Source organism: Actinacidiphila epipremni, from assembly GCF_012034175.1.
Taxonomy (GTDB): Bacteria; Actinomycetota; Actinomycetes; order Streptomycetales; family Streptomycetaceae; genus Actinacidiphila; species Actinacidiphila epipremni.
The window spans coordinates 156,393-177,164 of record NZ_JAATEJ010000014.1; the positions used below are offsets into that span (position 1 = coordinate 156,393).

Genomic DNA, 20,772 nt, shown 5'->3' on the forward strand with positions numbered 1-20,772 from the left:
AGAGAAGCCGGATTCGGTAGCCTCCCGCGAGCGCGGTCGCGCGGTCCACGTGTTTTCCGGGGGCCGGGAGTCGACGGGGCTTCCCCGTGGGGTCGTTGGGATGGAGTGGGCGGCGGGGTCAGGCGTCGGCGCACACCGAGCGGTGCCGGCCGAGGCCGGTGATCTCGGTCTCGATGACGTCGCCGGCCGCGAGGTAGGGGAAGCGTCCCGAAAGGGCGACGCCTTCGGGCGTACCGGTGTTGACGAGGTCGCCGGGTTCCAGGACCAGGTACTGCGAGAGGTCGCGGATGATCTCCGCGACGCCGAAGATCATGTCGGCGGTGCTGGAGTCCTGCCGGGCCTCGCCGTTGACCCAGGAGCGGATGCGCAGCGCCTGCGGGTCGGGGACCTCGTCGGCGGTCACCAGCCAGGGGCCGAGCGGGTTGAAGGTCTCGCAGCTCTTGCCCTTGGACCACTGGCCGCCGGGCGCCTGGAGCTGGAAGGCGCGCTCGGACAGGTCGTTGCCGACGGCATAACCCGCCACGTACGCCAACGGGTCCTCGTCCGGCGTGAGATAGCGCGCGCGGCGGCCGATCACGACGGTCAGCTCGACCTCCCAGTCGGTCTGCCGCGAGCCGCGCGGGATGAGCACGGTGTCGTACGGGCCGACGACGGTGTTGGGGCTCTTGTGGAAGAGGATCGGCTGCGCCGGCGGCTCGGCTCCCGACTCGGCGGCGTGCGCGGCGTAGTTCTGCCCGACGCACAGCACCGCGCCGGGCCGCGCGACGGGCGGCCCGACCCGCGAGGAGCCCGCCTCGGCGGGCAGCTCGGGCAGCCGGCCCTCGGCGAGCGCGCCCTGGACCTCGGCGACGCCGCCGCCGGCGAGGAAGGCGGGGTCGATGTCGGGAGTGAGGCCGGCCAGGTCGTACAGCCGACCGTCGGCGGTACCGGCGACCGGCCGCTCGGCGCCGATCGGTCCCAGGCGCATCAGGCGCATGCGGTGCTCTTTTCGTGTCGTTGCGGAGGGGCGGGCCGCCGTTCCGGCGGGGGCTCGTGGGTGGTTACGGAGGGGGGTGCGGTGCGGGCGGGCGCCGCGGAGCCGGCGCCGGGCGCCGCCCGGAGGCGAGCGGTCTGCTGCCGGTGGCCGGTGGCCGAGCCTCTGCTGCCGGTGGGCTCCGGTCAGGGGACGACCTGCGGATGGCGGGCGCCGCCCCACGGCAGCCGGCCGCCGGCCGCCGGCCGCCGGCAGGGTTACTCCACTCGGTCCAAGGCTTCGCGGCCGACCCCGTGGTGGAGGGGTCGGCCGGTCAGGAAGCGGGTGATTTCGGCGACCGTGGAGGCGCCGAGGGCGTGGCGGCCCTCGACCGTGGCCGCTGCCTGGTGCGGCGTCAGGAGGACGTTGGGCAGCGCACGCAGGGGGTGGGCGACGGGCAGCGGTTCGGCGTCGTAGACGTCGAGGGCCGCGTCGATACGGCCGGTGCGCAGCTCGGCCAGCAGCGCCGCCTCGTCCACCAGCCAGGACCGGGCGGTGTTGACCAGCCCGGCGCCGTCCGGCATCAGGGCCAGCTCGCGGGCACTCAGCAGATGCCGGGTCTCCGGCAGCGCGGGCGCGTGCACGGCCGTGATCCGGCTGCCGGCGAGCATGTCGTCGAGCCCCGCCAGCCGCACGCCGAGGGCCCGCGCCTCCGCCGCGCCGAGGTACGGGTCGGCGACCGTGACCTCCGCGCCGAGCGCGCGGGCCAGCGCGATGTAGGCGCGGCCGGTGCGGGAGGCGCCGATCACGCCGACCGGGCAGCCGAGGATCTGGTGCCGCTCGGGCGCCTCCCCGGCCTCTGCCCAGGGGGCGCCGGCGTGCAGGGCGTGGTCAAAGCGGTGGACGCGGTGCAGCAGCGCGAGCGTGAAGGCGAGGGCGACCTCGGCGACCGGCCGCGCCATCGCCGCCCCGGCCTGCGTGACCCGCACCCCGCGGTCGAAGACGGCCGCGCAGACGTACGGGCTGACCGCTCCCCCCGTGTGCGCGACCAGCCGCAGCCGCGGCGCCGCGCCGAGCAGCCCGGCGTCGAGCCGTGCGCTGCCCCAGCCGGTGACGAGCACATCGGCGTCCCCCAGCGCGGCGCCGAGCACGGCCGGTTCGCTGTGCCGGTCGACGACGGCGACCTCGGCGAGCTCCCCGAGCCGCCGCCACTCGCCGGCGGTGAACAACTGCTCCCGCAGGTGCGGCGGCACGGCAACGACGACCCGCGCCCGGTGCCGGGTGCCGCCATCGGCTCCGCCTTCGGCGTCCGGAACGGCAGCGGCCCCGGCGCCGCCGTCGCCGGCGGACGCGACCGCGCGCTCCGCACCCGACCGGCCGGCGCGGTCATCGGCGGACCCGATGCCACGGTCGCCTGCCGCCTCGGCGGCGCGGTCGGCTGCGGACTCCACGGCTCGGCCACCCGACCCGGCGGCGCCGCCGGCAGCGGACCCGGCACCGGGACTCGCACCCGGAACGCCGACAGTCCCAGCGCCACCGTCACCGGCGGACACGGCGGCGCGGTCGGCGCGGTCGGCCGCGGACTCCGCGGGTCCGCCACCCGACCCGGCGGCGCCGCCGGCAGCAGACCCGGCACCGGGACTCGCACCCGGAACGCCGACAGTCCCAGCGCCACCGTCACCGGCGGACACGGCGGCGCGGTCGGCGCGGTCGGCCGCGGACTCCGCGGGTCCGCCACCCGACCCGGCGGCGCCGCCGGCAGCAGACCCGGCACCGGGACTCGCACCCGGAACGCCGACAGTCCCAGCGCCACCGTCACCGGCGGACACGGCGGCGCGGTCGGCCGCGGACTCCACGGCTCGGCCACCCGCCCCAGCGGCGTGGCCGGCCGCAACCCCGGCGCCCGGGGTGCGCTCAGCGGAGCCAGTCATCGCGGTGCTCCGCAACGAAGTCGTCGTCCGTCAGCCAGGGGTACGCGGCGGCGATCGCGGCGATCTCCTCCGCCTGGCGCGGGGAGAGGCGTTCTGCCGGGTCCAGGCACCAGGTGCCGGCGAGCAGGCCCTGGCGGCGGAGGACTTCGTGGACGCCGGGGATGCAGCCGCGGAAGGCGTTGCGGATGTCGAAGACCGCCGCGTTGGCCTCGCTGAGCTGCGGGGCGCGGCGCAGCAGGTCGGTGAGCAGGGCGTGGTCGCCGGCCCGGGCGGTGCGCACCTCGGCGAGCAGCGTGACGGCGGCCCTGGTCCACACCGCCCACTGGCCCAGCAGCCCGCCGGCGAACCAGCGCAGCCGGCCGCCGGCGGTGCGGTAGGGGGTGAGCAGGTCGGTGAGGATGGCGTCGTCGTTGCCGGTGTAGAGGGCGACCTCGTCGGCGCGGTCGCTCGCGGCGACGGCGGCGATGACCTCGGCGGTGCGGTAGCGGTCGAAGGGCGCGGTCTTGATCGCGGCCACCGAGGGGATCTCGGCGAAGGCCCGCCAGAAGGCGGGGCTCAGGTAACGGCCGCCCACCGCGTCCTGGAGGTAGAAGCCGACGACCGGCAGCACCTCGCCGACCGCCCGGGCCCGGTCCAGCAGCCCGGCCTCGTCGGCGCCGGGCACGGCGGGGCTGAGCAGCACCGCGTCGTAGCCGAGCTCCGCGGCGAGTGCGGCCTCGGCGACGGCCTGCGCGGTGTAGCCGCAGGCACCGGCGATCTTCACCACCGGCCGGCCCGCCTCCTTCTCCGCGGTCTCGGCGGCGAGCGCGAGCACCGGCCGCAGGAGCCCGACCCCGGCGTCGCGGATCGCGAACTGCGTGGTGTGGACGCCGACCGCGATACCGCCGGCGCCGGCGGCCAGGTAGTAGCGGGTGAGCGCGCGCTGCCGGCGCTCGTCGAGCCGCCGCCCGGCGTCGAGGGCGAGCGGGTGCGCGGGGATGACGGCACCGGCGGCGAGCAGGTCGAGCGGGCCGGGCACGGGCCCGGGCACGGGCCCGGGCCCGGGCACGGCGGCGGTGCCGTCCGCCGTACCGGTGGGGGTGGGGTGGGACACGGTGGGTCAGAACCTTCCGTCGCGGACGTGGAATTTGGTCGGCCGGCCCGACAGCGGCAGGCCGCGGCGCAGCCATTGCGCCTGCCAGCCGACGAGGGTGCGCAGCGGCACCGGCGGATAGCCGAACAGCGCGTGGCAGCGGCTCGCGTCGGACAGCAGCGCGGTGCCGGACTCCGTGCCGGTCGTCACGCCTTCCCGCCCCTCGGTGCCGAACTCCGCGGCGAAAAGCGCGGCGAGCCGCCGGACCGACGCGGTCTCCGGCCCGGTGAGGTTGACGGTGAAGGGCTCCGCGGCGGCGTGGTGCAGAGCGCGCAGCGCGACCTCGTTGGCGTAGCCCTGCCACACGACGTTGACGTGTCCTGTCGTCACGTCGACCGGCTCGCCGGCCCGTACGGTCGCGGCGATGTCGGCGAGGACCCCGTAGCGCAGGTCGACGGCGTAGTTGAGGCGCAGCAGCGCGACCCGGGTGCCGTGGGCGGCGGCGTGGTGGCCGAGGACGCGTTCGCGGCCGAGGCAGGACATGGCGTACTCGCCCACCGGGCCGACCGGGTCGGTCTCGGCGCAGCCGCCCGCGGCGGTGTCCACCAGCGGGTAGACGTTGCCGGTGGAGAAGGCGGCGATACGGGCGTCGCGGTAGCGGCGGGCGACCCGGTCCGGCAGCGCGGCGTTGACGGCCCAGGCGTACGCGGGGTCGCCGGCGGAGCCGAACTTGGCGCCGACCATGAAGACGACGTTGCCCGCGTCGGGCAGGCCGGCCGGGTCGCCGTCGAGCAGGTCGAAGGCGACCGGGCGTACCCCGTCCGCGGCGAGCGCGCCGGCGGCGGCCCGGTCGGACCAGCGGGAGACCGCGTGCACGGCGAGGTCGGTGCGGCCGGCGGCGTCCAGGGCGCGGCGGGCGAGCCGGGCCAGGCTCGGGCCCATCTTGCCGCCGGCGCCCAGGATCACCAGGTCGCCCTCCAGCCGGGCGGCGTCGGCGACCAGCGCCGGCGAGGGGGTGGCCAGCAGGTCCTCCAGCTCCTGCTCGCTCGCGGGGAAGGCGGGTGTCCCGGGGAAAGCGGGGCTCCCGGGGAGGGACGACAGGGAAGGGGAGGCTGGGGGCATGTGCGGGGTCATCCTTTGACCGCGGAGCCGGTGACGCCTTCGGTGAAGTAGCGCTGGCCCGCGAGGTAGGCGGCGAAGATGGGGACAAAGGCGATCACCGATCCGGCGAGCACCTGGCTGAGCGGCACCTGCTGCTGTTGCAGCGAGGCGATGCCGACGGTGAGGGTGCGCATGCCGCTGCTCTGGCCCATGATCAGCGGCCACAGGAAGTCGTTCCAGTGCCACAGGAAGACGAACGTGCCGAGCGTGGCGAGGATCGGCTTGAGCAGCGGCAGCACGAGGCTGACGAAGATCCGCAGTTCGCCGCAGCCGTCGAGGCGGGCCGCCTCGAACATCTCGTCGGGCAGGTCGCGGATGAACTGCCGCATGAGGAAGACCGCCTGGGCGTTGGCGAGGGTCGGGATGATCAGGCCCCAGTAGGTGTCCACGCCGCCGAGCTTGGCCATCATGATGAACGTCGGGATCATCGTGACGTGGTAGGGCACCATCACCATCGACAGGAACGACCAGAACATCGCCTCCCGGCCGCGGAAGCGCTTCTTGGCGAAGGCGTATCCGGCGAGCGCGGCGAGCGCCAGCACGCCGACGACCGACACCACCGAGTAGACGAGGGTGTTGAGCAGCCAGCGCGGTACGTCCTGGGCGTCGAGCACGGCGCCGTAGGAGGAGCCGCTGAGGTGCCAGGGCAGCAGGCTGCCGGGCAGCTCGACGGCGGCGCCGGGCTTCAGCGACAGCACGACCATCGCGTAGAACGGGAAGACCGTCGCGAGCGAGGCCGCCGTGAGCAGCACTGCGCGGGCCACGAGGCCGGTGCGGCCGGGCCGCAGCGCCCGCGGCACGGTGTCCTGGTACGTCGTCGGGGTCGCCGTCATGGTCACTTCTCCCTTCCGAGGACCATCCGCTGGACGAGCGCCACGACCACCGTCATGACGAACAGCACGCAGCCGAGCGCGCTGGCGTAGCCGAGGTCGGAGTATTTGAAGCCGGCGTCGTAGAGCTGGTAGACGAGGCTGTAGCTGGCGTTGGCGGGGCCGCCGCCGGTCATGACGTAGATGGCGTCGAAGATCTGGAAGCTGTTGGTGGTCTCGATCACCGCGAGGAAGAAGAACGCCGGCTTCAGCTGCGGGGCGACGATGTGGCGGAAGCGCTGGAAGGGCCCGGCGCCGTCCATGAGGGCGGCCTCCTCCAGTTCGCGCGGCACGTCCTGGAGCCGGGCGAGCAGGATGAGCATGCCGTAGCCGCAGCGCGACCAGATGCCGACCAGGGCGAGCGCCGGCAGTACGAGCGCGGAGTCGGTGAGCCAGGACTGCTCGGGCAGCCCGAGCAGTCCCATCAGGCTCGACCAGGGGCCCTTGGTGGAGAAGATCCAGATGAAGACGGTGGACGCCAGGATGAGGCTGGTGACCACCGGCAGGAAGAACACCGACCGGAACAGCCGGGAGCCGCGGAACGCGCGCCGGGTGAGCAGCGCGAGTCCCAGCGACGCCGCGATGGTGAACGGCACGGCGATGACGCTGTAGACGACGGTGACCCGCAGCGAGGACCAGAACAGCGGGTCGTGCACCATCCGCTGGAAGTTGTCCAGGCCGGTGAAGTGGGTGCTGTCGCCGATGGTGTAGTCGGTGAAGCCGAGGACGAGCCCGGCGATGCCGGGGCCGAACCGGAAGGCCAGGAAGAGCAGGAAGCACGGGGCGACGAACAGCAGCCCGACGCGGGCCTCCCGGCGGGCGTGCGGTCCGCGCAGGACGTGCTGCGGGCGGGTGCGGGGGCGGGAACGGGATTCCGCGACTGCGGCCACGGGACCTCCTTCGGAAGGCGGAAGACGGACGGCGGGAGACGGGGTGCCGGCGGGGGTCAGCGCTTGCGGGCGATGAGCTGGTCGGCGGCCTGCGCGGCGTCGTCCAGCGCCTTCTTGGGGCTGGTCTTGCCGAGCAGTGCGGCCTGGATCTGCGGGGCGAGCACGCCCATCACGTCGCGGGCGGCCTTGTTGAGCGGGCCGACGTCGGTGCTGCCGAGCACCTTCTCGGTGGCCTCCTGCTGCGCGTCGCCGGGGTAGAGGGGCGCGGCGTCGGTGCGCGGCGAGAAGTAGCCGCCGGGCTTCTCCAGCCCCGCGGAGTTCGCCGGCTGCGCGACGTACGAGATCCACTTGCCGGCGGCGTCGGTGTTGGCGCCCTTGAACATCGCGAGGGTGCCGACGGTGCCGTACGCGACGGCGGCGGTGTCGCCGAGCGCCGGGCCGACGACGATGTTCTCCTTGCCCCAGAACGGCTCGACCTCGGCGGCGGTGTTCTGCCAGGTGCAGGCGACCTTGTTTTTGGCGAGGTCGGTCTGCTCGATCTGCGGGGTGGTGGTGACCAGGTCCTTGGGCGTCCAGCCGTTGTCGACGAAGGTCTTGAGCCAGGTGAGGGCCTTGACGCCGGCGTCGCTCGCGAAGGCGGACTTGGTGCCGTCGGCGGAGAAGACGTCGCCGCCGGCCTGCCACAGCAGCGGGTAGAAGGTCATGTTGAGGGTCGCGGTGGTGTCGCCGCTGTAGCTGGTGGCGTAGAAGCCCTTGGCCTTGAGCGTGGGGGCGAGCGCGGCGAGCTGGTCCCAGGTGGTGGGGTAGGTGGTCTCGCCGATGGCGTCGAAGACCTTCTTGTCGCACAGCAGCGGGTAGCTGGACATCAGGACGGGCGCGGCGAGCGCGGTGCCGCCGACGGTGACGGCCTTGAGCGCCGAGGGGCGGAAGGCGGCCTTGTCGGCGGGGGTCATCCACTGGTCGGCGGGGACGAGGTTGCGCTGGTAGGCGGGCAGCTGGTCGGGGATCAGATAGGCGACGTCGGGGCCCTTGCCTGCGGACAGCGCGGTGGTCAGCGCGGTGTCGCGGTTGGCCCAGGGGTAGGTGGAGACCTTGACGGTGATGCCGGGGTTGGCGGCCTCGAAGCCCTTGACCAGGCCGTTCCAGTAGGCGTCGTTGGCCTTCGGGTCGTTGATGACCGGGTAGACCCAGGTGCTGACGGTCTTCTTCGCCGACGATCCGGAGCCGCTGCCGGAGCCGCATCCGGCGACGGCGGCGGTGGCGCACAGGGCGGCGGCCAGGGCGAGGGCGGTGGTGCTGCGGCGTCTCACGGTGGTTCTCGCTTTCGGGCGTGGAAGTACGGGTGGGTCGGTGGTGCGGGGGGATGCGGGAGCGCGCGGCCCGGGGTCAGCGGTGCGGGACGGTCTCGACCGTCCCGCGGTGCCGGGAGCGCTCGGCGGCGAAGGCCGCGAGGTGGCTGCCGAGGGAGTCGGCGGGGCCGGAGCGGATGTGGGAGCGGTCGCCGGTGGCGAGCGCGGTGACGAACGCCTCGACGAGCGCGGCGTCGCCGCCGCCGTGGCCGTCCGCGGCGTTGGAGCCGAGGTCGCCGGTCTCGTGGACCTCGGTGGTGTCGGTGCGGAAGTCGTGGACGGTGACGCGTTCGCCGTCGCCGCGCAGCCAGCCGTGGCTGCCGAAGATCCGGGTCTGGCGGTGGGTCTGGGCGGTGAAGGCGGTCATGGTGAAGACGGCGGTGGCGCCGCCGGCCAGCTGCATCGCGACGACCTGGTTGTCGACCACGTCGTTGTCGCTGCGGTAGACGCACCGCCCGTACGGGCCGGTGCGCAGCGCCTCGGTGAGGACGTCCTCGTCGCCGGCCCCGGTCGCGCGGGTGGTGACGTGGTCGATGGGCCAGGCGCCGCCGGTGCGGCGCAGCGCCGGGTAGTAGAGCTTGGGCGCGGAGTACGGGCAGCCGGGTTCGGCGGCGCACTCCAGGCAGTTGTCGCCGGCGCCTTCGGGGGCGTTGCCGGGCCGGAAGTGCTGGAGCGAGCCAAAGCTCGCGACGGACTCGATGCGGCGGCCGGTGACGTACGCGATCCAGTCCAGGTCGTGGCAGGACTTGGCGAGGATCATCGGCGAGGAGGTGTCCTCGCGGCGCCAGGGCCCGCGGACGTAGGAGTGGGCGTAGTGCCACCAGCCGACCGGCTCCAGGTGGTCCAGCCCGGTGACGGTGCCGAGGACGCCGCTGTCGACGACGCTTTTGACCAGGTCGGTGTAGGGCGTGTAGCGCATGACGTGGCAGACGGCGAAGGGCACGCCGGTGGCCCGGACGCCCTCGACGATGGCCCGGCATTCGGCCTCGGTGGGGGCGAGCGGCTTCTCGGTCATGATCGCGTAGCCGGCTTCGGCGAGGGCGAGCACGGGTTCGGCGTGGTCGCGGTCCTGGGTGGCGACGATGACGCCGTCGGCGAGCGGCCCGCCGTTCGCCGCGGTGGCGGCGAGCAGGTCGCGCCAGCCCGGGTAGCCGGCGGCGTCGGGGAAGAGCGCGCGGGCGCCCGGTCGCGGGTCGGCGACGGCGGTGACGCGGGCGCGCTCGGGGTGGTCGCGGATCCAGCCGGCGTAGGTCAGGCCGCGGTTGCCGGCGCCCACCAGGGCGATCCGTACGGGCCGCGCCCCCGTGGGAGCGCTGGTCGGGGTGGCCATGGGGTGCTCCGTCACACCAGGAGGTTGTTGGCGGTGTGACGGACCCGGGCGCTCTCGGCAGGCATCGCGGTGCGGGTGACGCCGTCCTCGGTGCAGCCGGTGTGCAGCAGGTGGCTGTCGCCGGCGAAGGCGGCGGCGGCGAGGTGGAGCCGGCCGCCGGTGAAGGCGGAGCCGGTGGCGCGGTAGTGGTTGACGCCGTCGGTGAGCAGGATGTGCGCGGTCTTGGCGTCGGAGGCGCGGAAGTCGGCGCCGTCGAGCTGCCAGCTGACGGTGCGGCCCGCGGTGCTGCGGGCGAGGTAGGCGGCGGCGCTGTTGCCGCCGGTGAAGCGGGCGCCGCCGTCGATCCACAGCCGCTGGTCCTTGGCGGCGGCCAGCGTCAGGCCGGTGTCGGTGAAGGTGCCGCCGTGCACGGCGGTGTCGGCGTGCGCGAGGGTGCTGGGGGCGGCGCCGGCGGTGGCGCCGGTGAAGGCGCAGTGGTCCAGGACGAGGTTTCCGGTGCCGTTGAACTGCGCGCCGTCCAGGCCCTTGAGGGTGACGCGCAGCAGGTGCACGTCGCTGGTCACGGTGGCTGCGGTGACCTCGGACGCCTTGCCTTGGGTGAAGGCGGAGTCGGCGATGACGGTGGGGCGCTGCGAGCGGTGCGAGGACTGCGAGACCACCAGCGGTCCCGAGGCGACGCAGCCGCGCAGCTGGGCGCCGTCGGCGTTGACCCAGATCATGCCGGAGCCGGCCTGGGCGTTGCCGATGACGAGCATGTCCTCCAGCGTCAGGTCGGTGACGTTGGTGCGGGCCACGAACCACGAGCAGGCGTGCCGCCGTACGGTGACGCGCTTGGCCGCGCCGCCCCAGGCGGCACCGGAGTTGGCGAACGTCATGAGGCCGGAGTTGCCGGTGAAGGTGAGGTCGTGCTCGAACTGGCCGTGGGTGACGAAGGGGCCCTGGTCGTCGCCGTCGCCGTGGCAGTTGGTGACATAGCCGTAGGCGGAGGCCGTCCAGTCGTTGAGGTGCCGGGCGTTGGCGACGTGGCAGTCCTCGACGTGGCCGTACAGGCAGTAGATCTGCTGGGTGAGGTAGCCGGCGCCGCCGTAGGTGACGGAGGCGGGGTTCTTCAACTGGCAGGCGGAGGTGTGGAAGTAGGTGCACCAGCGGCGCATGACGACGGGCCAGAAGGTGCCGGTGGCGTCGATGCCGGACACGTCGCAGGAGACGGCGTATTCGTACGCGAGGGGGTGCGAGCCGGTCTCGGTGTCGTCGTCGGCGACGTCGGGCACGCCTTCGAAGACCATGTTGCGTACGTGGACGCGCTCGACGGGCTCGATCCGGGTCCAGGTGAAGGTGCGGCCGGCGGCGAGGTCCCAGCCGATCTTGTAGTTGACCCGGATGTGGGTGCCGTCGACGATCTCGGTGACCTGGACGAGCTTTTGCACCTCCTTCTCGTACAGGCCGGTGCCGGGGGCGGCGTCGATCTCCACGCTCCACCACTGGCCGAGCGCGAACGCCTTGGCGTCGGGCACCTCGAAGATGTCGGCGAGGTCGGGCATCGCGGCGGACAGCTTGGACTTCACGGTGGTGCCGGTGACCTTGCCCAGGAAGTACAGGACGGCGCCGAAGGGGTTGTTGTAGGCGTTCTTCTCGATCCCGGTGGTGGTGACGCGGTTGCCGCCGAAGTCGAGCTCGATGCGGGAGCGGGTGAAGGTGTGGCGCTTGACGAAGTTCAGGTCGGTGTGCGCCTCGATCCGGTGGACCGCCGGGTCGGCCATCATGGCGTCGAGCGCGGCGTCGGCCGGCGCGGAGGTGCCGAAGAGGCCGAACTGGCGGAAGTCCAGGACGCCTTCGTGGACCATGCGCCAGCGGCCCTTGCCGGGGGTGCCGGGCTTGCCCTTGCCGGCCGGCTTGCCGCCGGGCGCGGCGGGGGCCAGGACGGTGCCGCCGTTGGGTGCGGCGGTGGCGGCGGCGTCCCAGCGGGTGAGCATGCCGCCGCCGTCGCCGGGGGCGCGGTGGCCGGCGACCACGGCGAGGGTGCCGTCGGGGAGCTTCCTGGTGTCGAGGGCGAGCAGTTCGGCGACGGTGCCGGCGGTGAGCGGGGCGGCGCCGTGCGGTGCGGCGTTGTGCGGGGTGTCGGCGTGCGCGGTGCCGGAGCCGGCGGCGACCGCGGTGCCGGTCGCGGCGACCAGCAGGCCGCCGATGCCGCCGGCGCGCAGCAGCCCGCGGCGGGTGGTGTCGGGTCCTGCGGGTGAGCCGGGGAGCTCGGACGCGTCGGGTGCCGCGGTAGGGGTGCCCGGCACGGAGCCAGGGGAAAGCTTCACGGGGGTGCCTCCGCCTTCGGTGGGCCTTGGGGCGAGGACGAATCCCGTGACGCTTGTCGGTGGTGCGGATGGCCGTACCGGCCGGGTGCGGAAAAGCGCAGACCAGGGGCAGGGTGCTGACGCGGCACCGGTCGGTGGGGCGAGACGTTATGCCTGCCCCCGCGCCGCGGTCAAGCCCCCGCGGTGCGGCCTCCGCTGCCGGCGGGGGCCGCGGCGGGGGTGCCCGCAGCGGTGCCGGGGGCGGTCGCGGGGGCGTCCTCGTAGCCGAGGCTGCGGCTGATCCGGTCGGCGAAGTCCCGTACCTGGAGGCCCAGTTCGCGGAAGCGCCAGCCGGGCAGGTCGAGCTTGAGGCCGGTGATGCTGATGGCGCCGACGCACGCTCCGCGGTGGTCGCGGACGACGCTGCCGATGCAGAAGATCCCGTCGGCGTCCTCCTCGTCGTCCAGCGCGTAGCCGGTGGCGCGGATGTCGGCGAGGTGCGCGAAGAGCGTGGCCTCGTCGGTGATGGTGCGCGAGGTGCGGCGGGGCAGCCCGGTGCGGGCGACCAGCGCCCTGGCCTGCGGTTCGGGGAGCGCGGCCAGCAGCGCCTTGCCGATGCCGGTGCAGTGCGGCAGTTCGCGGGCGCCCATCCGCAGGTCCAGCCGCAGGCCGCTGCGGGTGTCGACCTGGTCGATGATGACGGCCTGGCCGTCCTGCGGGACGGCGACCCGGGAGGCCATGCCGGTGGCCGCGGTGAGGTCGAGCAGCAGCGGGCGGGCGACGTCGCGCAGCGAGACCTGGGCCTGGGCGCGGTCGCCGAGCCGGGCCAGGGCCATGCCGAGGCGGTAGCGGCGGTTCATGCCCTCGCCCTCGTCGGCGACCAGGCCGTAGTGGCGCAGCGTCTGGAGCAGGCCGAAGGCGGCGCTCTTGGAGACGCCGGCCCGCTGGGCGACCTCGGTGACGCTCAGTCCGGTGCCGGGGCCGCCGGTGGCGAGCACCTCCAGCAGCTCGGCGGCTCTGGCGACCGTCTTCACCAGGTATTTCGGCTCGGGCTCCGGCCCCCGGACGGGCCCGTCGTCCAGCCCGTTCGCACCACTGTTCTGCATATCGAAACACTTTACCACTTCGACCCCTTGACCGATGCGGCACAGCGGATCTAGGATCACGAACTGTTCTGATATTCAGAACAGCGTTCTTGAAAATCGTTTCTGCACAGCTCACCAGCTTCTTCACCCCGCAGCGAACGATTCCTGCGACGACTTGCCGGGCGGATGGCCCCGCGGTCCGGGCCGGGCAGGGCCCAGACCGTCACCCACAGCATCGACGCGAGGAGCACCACATGACGCTCGCCGAGCGGGCCCGCCGGGTGATACCGGGCGGGGTCAACAGCGGCCAGCGCAGCATTCCCGGCCTCACCGGCCTGGTCGTCGCCCGCACCGCCGGATCCCGGTTCTGGGACACCGAGGGACGGGAGTTCACCGACTACCACGCGGCCTTCGGGCCGCCGCTGCTCGGCCACAACGACCCGGACGTCGCCGCCGCGGTCGCCGAGGCCGGCGGCCGGCTGGGGCTGACGGGCGTCGCCGTGACCGAGGGCGAGGTCCTGCTCGCCGAGCAGCTCGCCGAGCTGATCCCCTCGGTGGAGCAGGTGCTGCTCACCAGCACCGGCAGCGAGGCCACCTTCCACGCGCTGCGGCTGGCCCGGGCGGTCACCGGGCGGCGGCTGGTGGTCAAGTTCCAGGGCTGCTACCACGGCTGGCACGACGCGGTGAGCCTCAACGTGATCTCCGCGCCGGACCGCGTGGGCCGCCACGACCCGACCTCCACCGGCATCCTGCCCGAGGTCCTGGACGCCACGCTGGTGCTGCGCTTCAACGACCCGGCGGCGGTGCGGCAGGCGTTCGCCGAGCACGGCGCCGACATCGCCGCGGTCATCGTGGAGCCGATCCCGCACAACGTGGGCGCGCTGCTGCCCACCGGCGAATTCCTGCGCACCCTGCGCGAGGAGTGCACCGCGGCCGGCAGCGTCCTGGTCTTCGACGAGGTCATCACCGGCTTCCGGCACGCGCTCGGCGGCTACCAGTCCCTCGCCGGCGTCGTGCCCGACCTCACCGCGCTCGGCAAGGCCATCGGCAACGGCGCCCCGATCGGCGCGCTCGGCGGACGCGCCGACCTCATGCAGCACTTCAGCAGCCGCCCCGGCGGCCCGGTCTTCTTCGCCGGCACCTACAACGGCCACCCCGCCCCGGTGGCCGCGGCGCTCGCGACGCTGCGCAAGCTGCGCGAACAGCCCGTGCACGAGCACGTCTTCCGGCTCGGCGACCGGGTGCGCACCGAACTGGACGCCCTCTACCGGCGGTTGGGCGTACCGGCGGTGGTGACCGGCTTCGGCTCGGTCTTCGTCAGCTACTTCATGCCGGGCCCGGCGCCGCTCAGTTACGACGACCTGCTCGCCAACGACACCGCCCTCTTCGTCGGCTACCGCCGCCACCTCGTCGAGCACGGCGTGTTCGAGCTGCCGCTCAACCTCAAGCGCAGCCACCTGTCGTACGCGCACACCGACGCCGACGTGGACCGGCTGCTGGAGGCCACCGACGCGGCCGTCACCCGCACCCTGCGCGACGGCGGCCCGAGCGACCTGGCGCACACCAGCACCATGGGCGGCGCCGCGACGGGTACGGGGGCGCACCGATGCTGACCGTCGACACCACCCGCCCGGCCGGGCCGGCGGGCCGGATCAGCAAGGTCGAGACACTGCAACTGGGCACCGCCTGGCGCGACTTCGGCTATGTGCGGATCCACACCGACCAGGGCCTGACCGGCGTCGGCGAGATCACCCACCCCTACCGGGTGGACGAGACGTGCCGGCTCACCGAGGCCATGGCCCGCCGCCATCTGCTGGGCGCCGACCCGTTCGACGTCGAGGAGATCTGGCTGCGGATGTACCAGGGCGACTTCCTGCGCGGCGGCGACGTCGGCGGCATCGTCGTCTCCGGCGTGGACCAGGCGCTCTACGACCTCATGGGCAAGGCGCTGGGCGTCCCCGCCTACCGGCTCACCGGCGGCGCCGTCCGCGACCGCGTCCGGGTCTACGCCAACGGCTGGTACACCGGCGAGCGCGAGCCGCGGGAGTTCGCCGCCAAGGCGAGGGAGACCGTCGCCAAGGGCTTCACCGCGCTGAAGTTCGACCCGTTCGGCGCGGGCCTGCACGAGCTGGAGCGCGCCGAGCTGCGCCGCTCCCTCGCGCTGGTCGCCGCGGTGCGCGAGGCCGTCGGCCCGGACGTCGACCTGTTCGTCGAGGGCCACGCCCGGTTCGGCAGCGGCACCGCGCGCCGGCTGGTGCACGAGCTCGCGCCGTACGACATCGGCTGGTTCGAGGAGCCGATGCCGTGGACGCACATCGAGCGCTACGCGGAACTGCGCCGCCTCGCGCCCTTCCCGATCTCCGGCGGCGAGCACTTCCACAACCGCTACGAGTACAAGCAGCTGTTCGCCACCGAGGCCGTCGACATCGTGCAGCCGGACCTGTCGATGGCCGGCGGCTTCACCGAGATCCGCAAGATCGCCGCGCAGGCCGACGCGCACGGCATGCTCGTCGCCCCGCACAACTCCAACTCCCCGCTGTGCACGACGGCTTCGGCGCACGCCGCGCTGGGCCTGACCAACCTGAAGATCCTGGAGACCTTCGACGGCCTGCTGGAGCCGTTCGTCTTCGAGGCGGTGCGCGGCGCCCTGCCCGTCGAGGACGGGCATGTCGGCCTGCCGACCGGGCCGGGCCTGGGCGTCGAGCTGGTGGACGAGGTCTTCGCCGAGCATCCGCCGAGCCACCGCTTCTGGAACATGTTCGCCGACGGCTGGGAGAAGAGGAACCGCACATGATCACCGACGTGCACTCCCATCTCTTCCGGCACGCCCACGACTTCGACGACACCTTCCGCGCCGAGTCCGCCCGCGCCCACGCCGGCGAGGTCGATCTGACCGTGCGCTACGAGGACTACGCGGCGACCGCGCCGGAGGGCACCCGCACGGTCGTGGTGGGCGGCAAGGCCCGCCGCAGCGGCCTGTGGGTCGACGACAGCGCCGTCGCCGCCTATGTCGCCGAGCACCCGGACCGCCTCACCGGCTACCTCTCGCTCGACCCGACCCAGCCCGGCTGGCGCGACGAACTGCGCTTCGGGCACCAGGAGCTGGGCCTGCGCGGCATCAAGCTCATGCCGATGTACGCCGGTTTCGCACCCGCCGACGAGGCGTACGACGAGCTGTACGCGTACGCCGAGCGGCACGGCCTGCCGCTGCTGGTGCACACCGGCACCACGTTCGTCTCGCAGGCGCCGCTGGAGTACGCGATGCCGCGGCACCTGGACCACGTCGCGATGCGGCATCCGGAGCTGCGGATGGTGCTCGCGCATCTCAGCCACCCCTTCGAGGGCGAGTGCATCGCCGTCATCCGCAAGCACCGCCATGTCTACGCCGACGTCAGCGCGCTGCACTACCGGCCCTTCCAGCTGTGGCACAGCCTGCGGCTGGTGCAGGACTACGGGGTGTGGGACAAGCTGCTGTTCGGCAGCGACTACCCCTTCACCACGGTGGACGACTCCGTCGCGGGCCTGCGCCGGATCGCCCGCATCCCCGGCATCCCGGGGCTGGACCCGCTGGACCAGGACGCGGTGGAGGCGCTCATCCACCGCCCGGCGCTGGAACTGCTCGGCCTGGAGGGCGCGTGAGCGCGCCGGGCTCCCCCGCCGGGCGCTCCGACCTGGCCGGGCGCTTCGACCTGACCGGCCGCACCGCGCTGGTCACCGGCGCCGCCCGGGGCCTGGGCCGGGCGTTCGCGGTGGCACTCGCGCGGGCCGGCGCGGACCTCGTCCTCACCGACCTGCCGGGCGCGGCCGGGCTCGCGCAGACCGCCGCCGAGGTACGCGGCCTCGGGCGGGCCGCGCTGGTCGCCGAGCAGGACCTCGCCGAGACCGCGGCCCTGCACGGCTTCGCCGACCGGGTACGGGCCGAGGCCGGGCCGCTGCACATCCTGGTCAACAACGCCGGGACCGCGGCGCTGGAGCGCTTCAACGAGATCACCCCCGGCAGCTGGTACCGCGTCATGCGGGTCAACCTCGACGCGGTCTTCTTCCTCACCCAGCGCGTCGCCGAGCACATGGTCGCCGACGGCGTGCCCGGCCGTATCGTCAACGTCACGTCCAAGAACGCGCTGGTCGCCGAGGCGGGCCTGGCCCACTACAACGCCTCCAAGGCCGCGGTGGACCTGCTCACCCAGACCCTCGCGATCGAGCTCGCCCCGCACGGCGTCACCGTCAACAGCCTCGCCCCCGGCATGGTCGAGACCCCCATCGACGGCGAATTCCCCTTCGACCGCGAGGCGTTCGAGGCCGCCTACCGGGCCAGGATCCCGCTCGGCCGGTACGCCAGGCCCGAGGAGTGCACGGGCGCGCTGCTGCTGCTCGTGTGCGACGAGGGCGCGTACCTGACGGGCAGCAGGATCGTGGTGGACGGCGGGGTGCTGGCCGACCAGATGCCGCGTACCGCGTACATGCCTGCGTACCGCAGCTCGCTGCGGCTCCCCCCGAAGGACGGCACCCCCTGATGACCTCCCCCTCGTCCTCCCCGGCCTCCTCGGCCACCCCTGCCCCCTCGGCCTCCCCCTCGTCCTCCCCGGCCCCCTCTTCCGGCACGTCCCGCCGGCACCTGCTGCGCTCCGGCGGCGTCGGCGCCGCCGTGCTGGCCGGCGCCCTCGCCGTCACCCCGGCGCCCGCGCAGGCCGCGCCGGCCGGCGGCAAGGCCGGGTCCGCGCCCGGCTCGCCGCTCGCCGCCGGCACCGTCGCCGCGCTGCTGGCGCTCGGCTCCCGGGCCCTGCGCGACGGTACGCTCGCGGTCGTCGCCGGCTACCGCACCCCCGGCGACGGCGGCGGCATGACCGTACGGTGGGACGCCGGCAGCACCCGCGCCCACAACGGCGGTACGACCCTCCGCCCGGCCGACCGCCCCGCGCGCGGCAGGTGGCTGCGGCTGCACGACGGGGTCCTGGACTTCCGCGGCTTCGGGCACTTCGACGCGACCGCGCCGGCCGACGACGCACTCGACGCCATGGTGAACGACCCGGCCGTGCACCGCGTCGAGGCCCACACCGACCTGCTCTTCCGCCGCCGCCACACCTTCCACCGCTCCCGCGTCGTCCTGGACTTCGGCGGGCACACCGTCCACACCGGCGGCATCGCGCGCAACACCCACGACAACCCGTTCGGCGCGGTGCTGTTCTTCCAGGGCACGGTCACCGGCGACCCCCTCACCCATCCGCTGGCCGCCGCGGTCATCGAGCGCACCGACGCCTTCCCGGTGCCGGACTCCGGGGCCTTCCGGGTCGGCCAGTGGTGGACGGTGCGCAGCGACGAGGTCGCCGGCGGCGGCAGCGACGAGCGCGAGCTGCAGAAGATGGTCGAGGTCACCGAGATCGTCGACGGCACGCACATCCGGGTCGGCTACCTCAACGGCTGGCCGCTCGCCGCGGGCCGCCGCCTCACCTGGCAGCGCGTGCAGCCGGTGGTGGGCGCGGAGGTCCGCGACATGGTCTTCCTCGGCGCCGGCCAGGACACCGGCGCGGTCGACGACGAGTACACCGGCTCGCATCCGGTGGCGTACGAATACGCGGTGGACTGCGACGTCTCCGGCATCCAGGCCACCGGCACCTTCTGGCCGGTGATCATGCGCCGCTGGTGCACGCGCTACCGCACGGTCCAGTGCGGGCTGAAGAACCCGCCGACGGTGATGTACGGCGGCGCCGGCTACCTCACGCAGCAGATCTACTGCCTGTACGGGCATGTCGCCGACTGCACCAGCAGCAATGTGCGGCACCTCAACGACCTGACGGCGTCGGCGTATTGCCAGGTCGTCAACTGCCACGGCGACGGGGACGACGAGGGCGGCAACCCGTTCACCACGCACGGGCAGTACGAGCACGATCTGCTCTTCGACGGCAACTCCGGGCTGATGGACATCGCCAACTCCGGTGCGCAGTGGGGCAATTCCGCCAAGCGGATCACGGTGCGCAACCACGTCTGCTCGTGGTTCACCGCGAACACGAAGATCACCGACCTGACGCTGGAGAACGTCCACGTCCTGCCGCGGCCGGCCTTCGACCCGTCCGGGACGCTGGTCGTCAACGCGGACGGCGCCCAACTGCGGGGCTGCACCGCCTCGTTGTTCGCCGTCGCGCAGCAGTCCGCGCGCTCGACCAGGCCGACGACGATCACGGACTGCACGTTCGACCTGCCCGCGGGGCAGGTGCTCGTGCAGACGCCCGTCAACGCGCCGGTGCACTTCGTGCGCACCGCCTTCACCGGCCTGGACGGTACGGTGCTGCGCGGCAGCGGGCCGGTGCGCTTCACCGGCTGCCGGCTGACCGGCGCCCCGGACGCGGCGCCGCTCTCGGTCGGCGCGTCCGAGATCGCCGTGGACGGCGGCACCCTCACCGACACCGGCATCGCCCTGACCGCGGTACGCGACCAGCGCCTCAGCGTCACCGGCGGCGCCGTCCTGACCGGCACGAACGCCGCCGGCGCCCTGCTCTCCCGCGCCCCGGGGAGCACCGCGACGGTCACCTGGGACCTCGGCGACCTGCGCAGCACCGCCGCCGGCGCCGCGACGGCCCATGTCCGCGTCCCGGACGGCACCAACCACTACACCGCCGTCGCCGCCCGCCTCACCGGCGGTCGCCTCACCCTCGCGCCGGCGGCCTTCACCGGCACGTCGTCCCTGCTCCACACCTCCTGCACGGAGCACGGCGTCCACCGCGACGCCCTCCCCCCGGACGGCCCCCGGGTGAACACCACGACCGGCAACCTGACGCTCTGAGCGCACGGCCGCGAGCCGGCGGGCAGGGGCGACGCCCGTGTCTCCGCACCAACGGAAGGACCGCCGCCATGCCCCACTACCGCACCGCCACGCCGGCGGACGAGCCCGGGCTGCACGCGTTGTGGGCGGCGGCCTTCCCCGACGCCGCCGCGACCGTCGGCGCGCTGTGGGCCGGCGATCCGGGGCGGCACGCCCGGACGTTCGTCGCCGACGACGGCGGGCGGGTGGTGTCGGCGCTGCACTACCGGCCGCGCCCGATCCGCTCGGCCACCGGCCGCCCGCAGCGGGTCGGCTGCCTCGGCGGCGTCGCCACCCACCCCGGCGCCCGCGGCCGGGGCCACGTCCGGCGGCTGCTGGGCGCCGCCGTCGCGGCGATGACGGCGGACGGCTGCGCCTGGTCGCTGCTCTTCACCGCGACGCCGGGCGTCTACGAGGGCGCGGGCTGGCGCAGCTTCCGCGCGACGGGCTGGTCCGGGCCGCCGGCCGGGCCGGCGGCGCCGCGGGGAGGTTCCGCGTCCGTACGCCCGGCCACCGGCGCCGACCTCGGCGCGCTCAAGGTGCTGCGTGACGCGTACGACGAGGCGCGCCCGCTGACCACCGTGCGCAGCCTGGACGACTGGCGGCGCCGGATCCCGCACTGGTACGGGCCGCCGGGCCGCATCCTGATCGCCGAGCAGGCCGAGCGCGCCGAGCACCTCAGCGCGGGTCCGGGGGCCCGCGCCGGCCGGGCCCGGCCCCTCGGCTTCGTCGTCGTACGCCACCCGGGCCCCGGCCACGCCGAGGTCGCCGAGATCGCGCTGGCCCGCGGGCACGAGGACGCCGCGGCCGAGGCGCTGCTGGCCGCCGCCGCGGAGCACGCGCGGGCCGCGGGCGCGGTGAGCGCCGGCGTACGGCTGCCCGCCGAGCCCGCCGTCCTGCGGGCGCTGCCGCGGCTGCTCGCGCAGGCCACCCCCGAGACCACCGCGTACGGCATGGCCCGCCCGCTCCTGTCCCCCGCCGCCGAGGTCGCCTCGACCGTCGGCGCGCCCTTGGCGGCGCACTGGTACGGCGACTCCTTCTGAGCTGCCGCC

The 20,772-nt window shown here is 74.2% G+C and carries 16 protein-coding genes; 6 read left to right on the top strand and 10 right to left on the bottom strand.

Annotated elements, in window-relative coordinates:
- Positions 1 to 118: 118 nt before the first annotated feature.
- The 10 genes from HCN08_RS18490 to HCN08_RS18535 all read right to left on the bottom strand — a co-directional run bounded on the left by HCN08_RS18490 (position 119) and on the right by HCN08_RS18535 (position 12,873).
- Entirely contained in the window at positions 119 to 976 is an 858-nt protein-coding gene (locus HCN08_RS18490) for a fumarylacetoacetate hydrolase family protein (RefSeq protein WP_167984233.1), read from the bottom strand.
- 254 nt (positions 977 to 1,230) lie between these two features.
- A complete protein-coding gene (locus tag HCN08_RS34805) occupies positions 1,231 to 2,193 on the bottom strand; it encodes a hydroxyacid dehydrogenase (protein ID WP_206318943.1) in 963 nt (320 codons plus the stop codon).
- A gap of 673 nt (positions 2,194 to 2,866) precedes the next feature.
- The gene (locus HCN08_RS18500) at positions 2,867 to 3,913 is read right to left on the bottom strand and encodes a dihydrodipicolinate synthase family protein (protein WP_167984264.1); all 1,047 of its coding nucleotides are present in this window, start codon (positions 3,911 to 3,913) and stop codon (positions 2,867 to 2,869) included.
- Between the two features lie 69 nt (positions 3,914 to 3,982).
- A complete protein-coding gene (locus HCN08_RS18505; protein WP_206318938.1) occupies positions 3,983 to 5,077 on the bottom strand; it encodes an NAD-dependent epimerase/dehydratase family protein in 1,095 nt (364 codons plus the stop codon).
- An 8-nt stretch (positions 5,078 to 5,085) separates the two neighbouring features.
- On the bottom strand, positions 5,086 to 5,949 hold the full coding sequence (locus HCN08_RS18510) for a carbohydrate ABC transporter permease (RefSeq protein ID WP_167984235.1): 864 nt from the start codon (positions 5,947 to 5,949) through the stop codon (positions 5,086 to 5,088).
- Between the two features lie 2 nt (positions 5,950 to 5,951).
- Positions 5,952 to 6,875 carry a carbohydrate ABC transporter permease gene (locus HCN08_RS18515; protein WP_167984236.1) on the bottom strand — a complete coding sequence of 308 codons (924 nt, stop codon included), beginning with the start codon at positions 6,873 to 6,875 and terminating at the stop codon, positions 5,952 to 5,954.
- A 56-nt stretch (positions 6,876 to 6,931) separates the two neighbouring features.
- Positions 6,932 to 8,185 (bottom strand): extracellular solute-binding protein, encoded by a 1,254-nt coding sequence (locus tag HCN08_RS18520; RefSeq protein WP_167984237.1) that lies wholly within the window; start codon positions 8,183 to 8,185, stop codon positions 6,932 to 6,934.
- A 76-nt stretch (positions 8,186 to 8,261) separates the two neighbouring features.
- On the bottom strand, positions 8,262 to 9,554 hold the full coding sequence (locus HCN08_RS18525; protein ID WP_167984266.1) for a Gfo/Idh/MocA family protein: 1,293 nt from the start codon (positions 9,552 to 9,554) through the stop codon (positions 8,262 to 8,264).
- 11 nt (positions 9,555 to 9,565) lie between these two features.
- A complete protein-coding gene (locus tag HCN08_RS18530) occupies positions 9,566 to 11,527 on the bottom strand; it encodes a peptidase C14 (RefSeq protein ID WP_407648835.1) in 1,962 nt (653 codons plus the stop codon).
- A gap of 503 nt (positions 11,528 to 12,030) precedes the next feature.
- On the bottom strand, positions 12,031 to 12,873 hold the full coding sequence (locus HCN08_RS18535; protein ID WP_322974534.1) for an IclR family transcriptional regulator: 843 nt from the start codon (positions 12,871 to 12,873) through the stop codon (positions 12,031 to 12,033).
- Between the two features lie 305 nt (positions 12,874 to 13,178).
- On the opposite strand from HCN08_RS18535, the gene HCN08_RS18540 reads away from it, so the two are divergent.
- The 6 genes from HCN08_RS18540 (at position 13,179) to HCN08_RS18565 (ending at position 20,763) form a co-directional block, all read left to right on the top strand.
- Positions 13,179 to 14,537: an aspartate aminotransferase family protein gene (locus tag HCN08_RS18540; RefSeq protein WP_167984239.1), complete on the top strand. Its 1,359-nt coding sequence runs from the start codon at positions 13,179 to 13,181 to the stop codon at positions 14,535 to 14,537.
- A complete protein-coding gene (locus HCN08_RS18545; protein WP_167984240.1) occupies positions 14,531 to 15,718 on the top strand; it encodes a mandelate racemase/muconate lactonizing enzyme family protein in 1,188 nt (395 codons plus the stop codon). The genes HCN08_RS18540 and HCN08_RS18545 overlap by 7 nt, the downstream gene beginning before the upstream one ends.
- Positions 15,715 to 16,563, top strand: a complete 849-nt coding sequence (locus HCN08_RS18550) for an amidohydrolase family protein (RefSeq protein ID WP_167984241.1) — start codon at positions 15,715 to 15,717, stop codon at positions 16,561 to 16,563. The genes HCN08_RS18545 and HCN08_RS18550 overlap by 4 nt, the downstream gene beginning before the upstream one ends.
- Positions 16,560 to 17,438: an SDR family NAD(P)-dependent oxidoreductase gene (locus HCN08_RS18555; protein ID WP_167984152.1), complete on the top strand. Its 879-nt coding sequence runs from the start codon at positions 16,560 to 16,562 to the stop codon at positions 17,436 to 17,438. The genes HCN08_RS18550 and HCN08_RS18555 overlap by 4 nt, the downstream gene beginning before the upstream one ends.
- The gene (locus HCN08_RS18560) at positions 17,438 to 19,702 is read left to right on the top strand and encodes a peptidase C14 (protein WP_240970198.1); all 2,265 of its coding nucleotides are present in this window, start codon (positions 17,438 to 17,440) and stop codon (positions 19,700 to 19,702) included. Before HCN08_RS18555 ends, HCN08_RS18560 begins: the two co-directional genes overlap by 1 nt.
- 68 nt (positions 19,703 to 19,770) lie before the next feature.
- On the top strand, positions 19,771 to 20,763 hold the full coding sequence (locus tag HCN08_RS18565; protein WP_167984242.1) for a GNAT family N-acetyltransferase: 993 nt from the start codon (positions 19,771 to 19,773) through the stop codon (positions 20,761 to 20,763).
- Positions 20,764 to 20,772 lie beyond the last annotated feature (9 nt).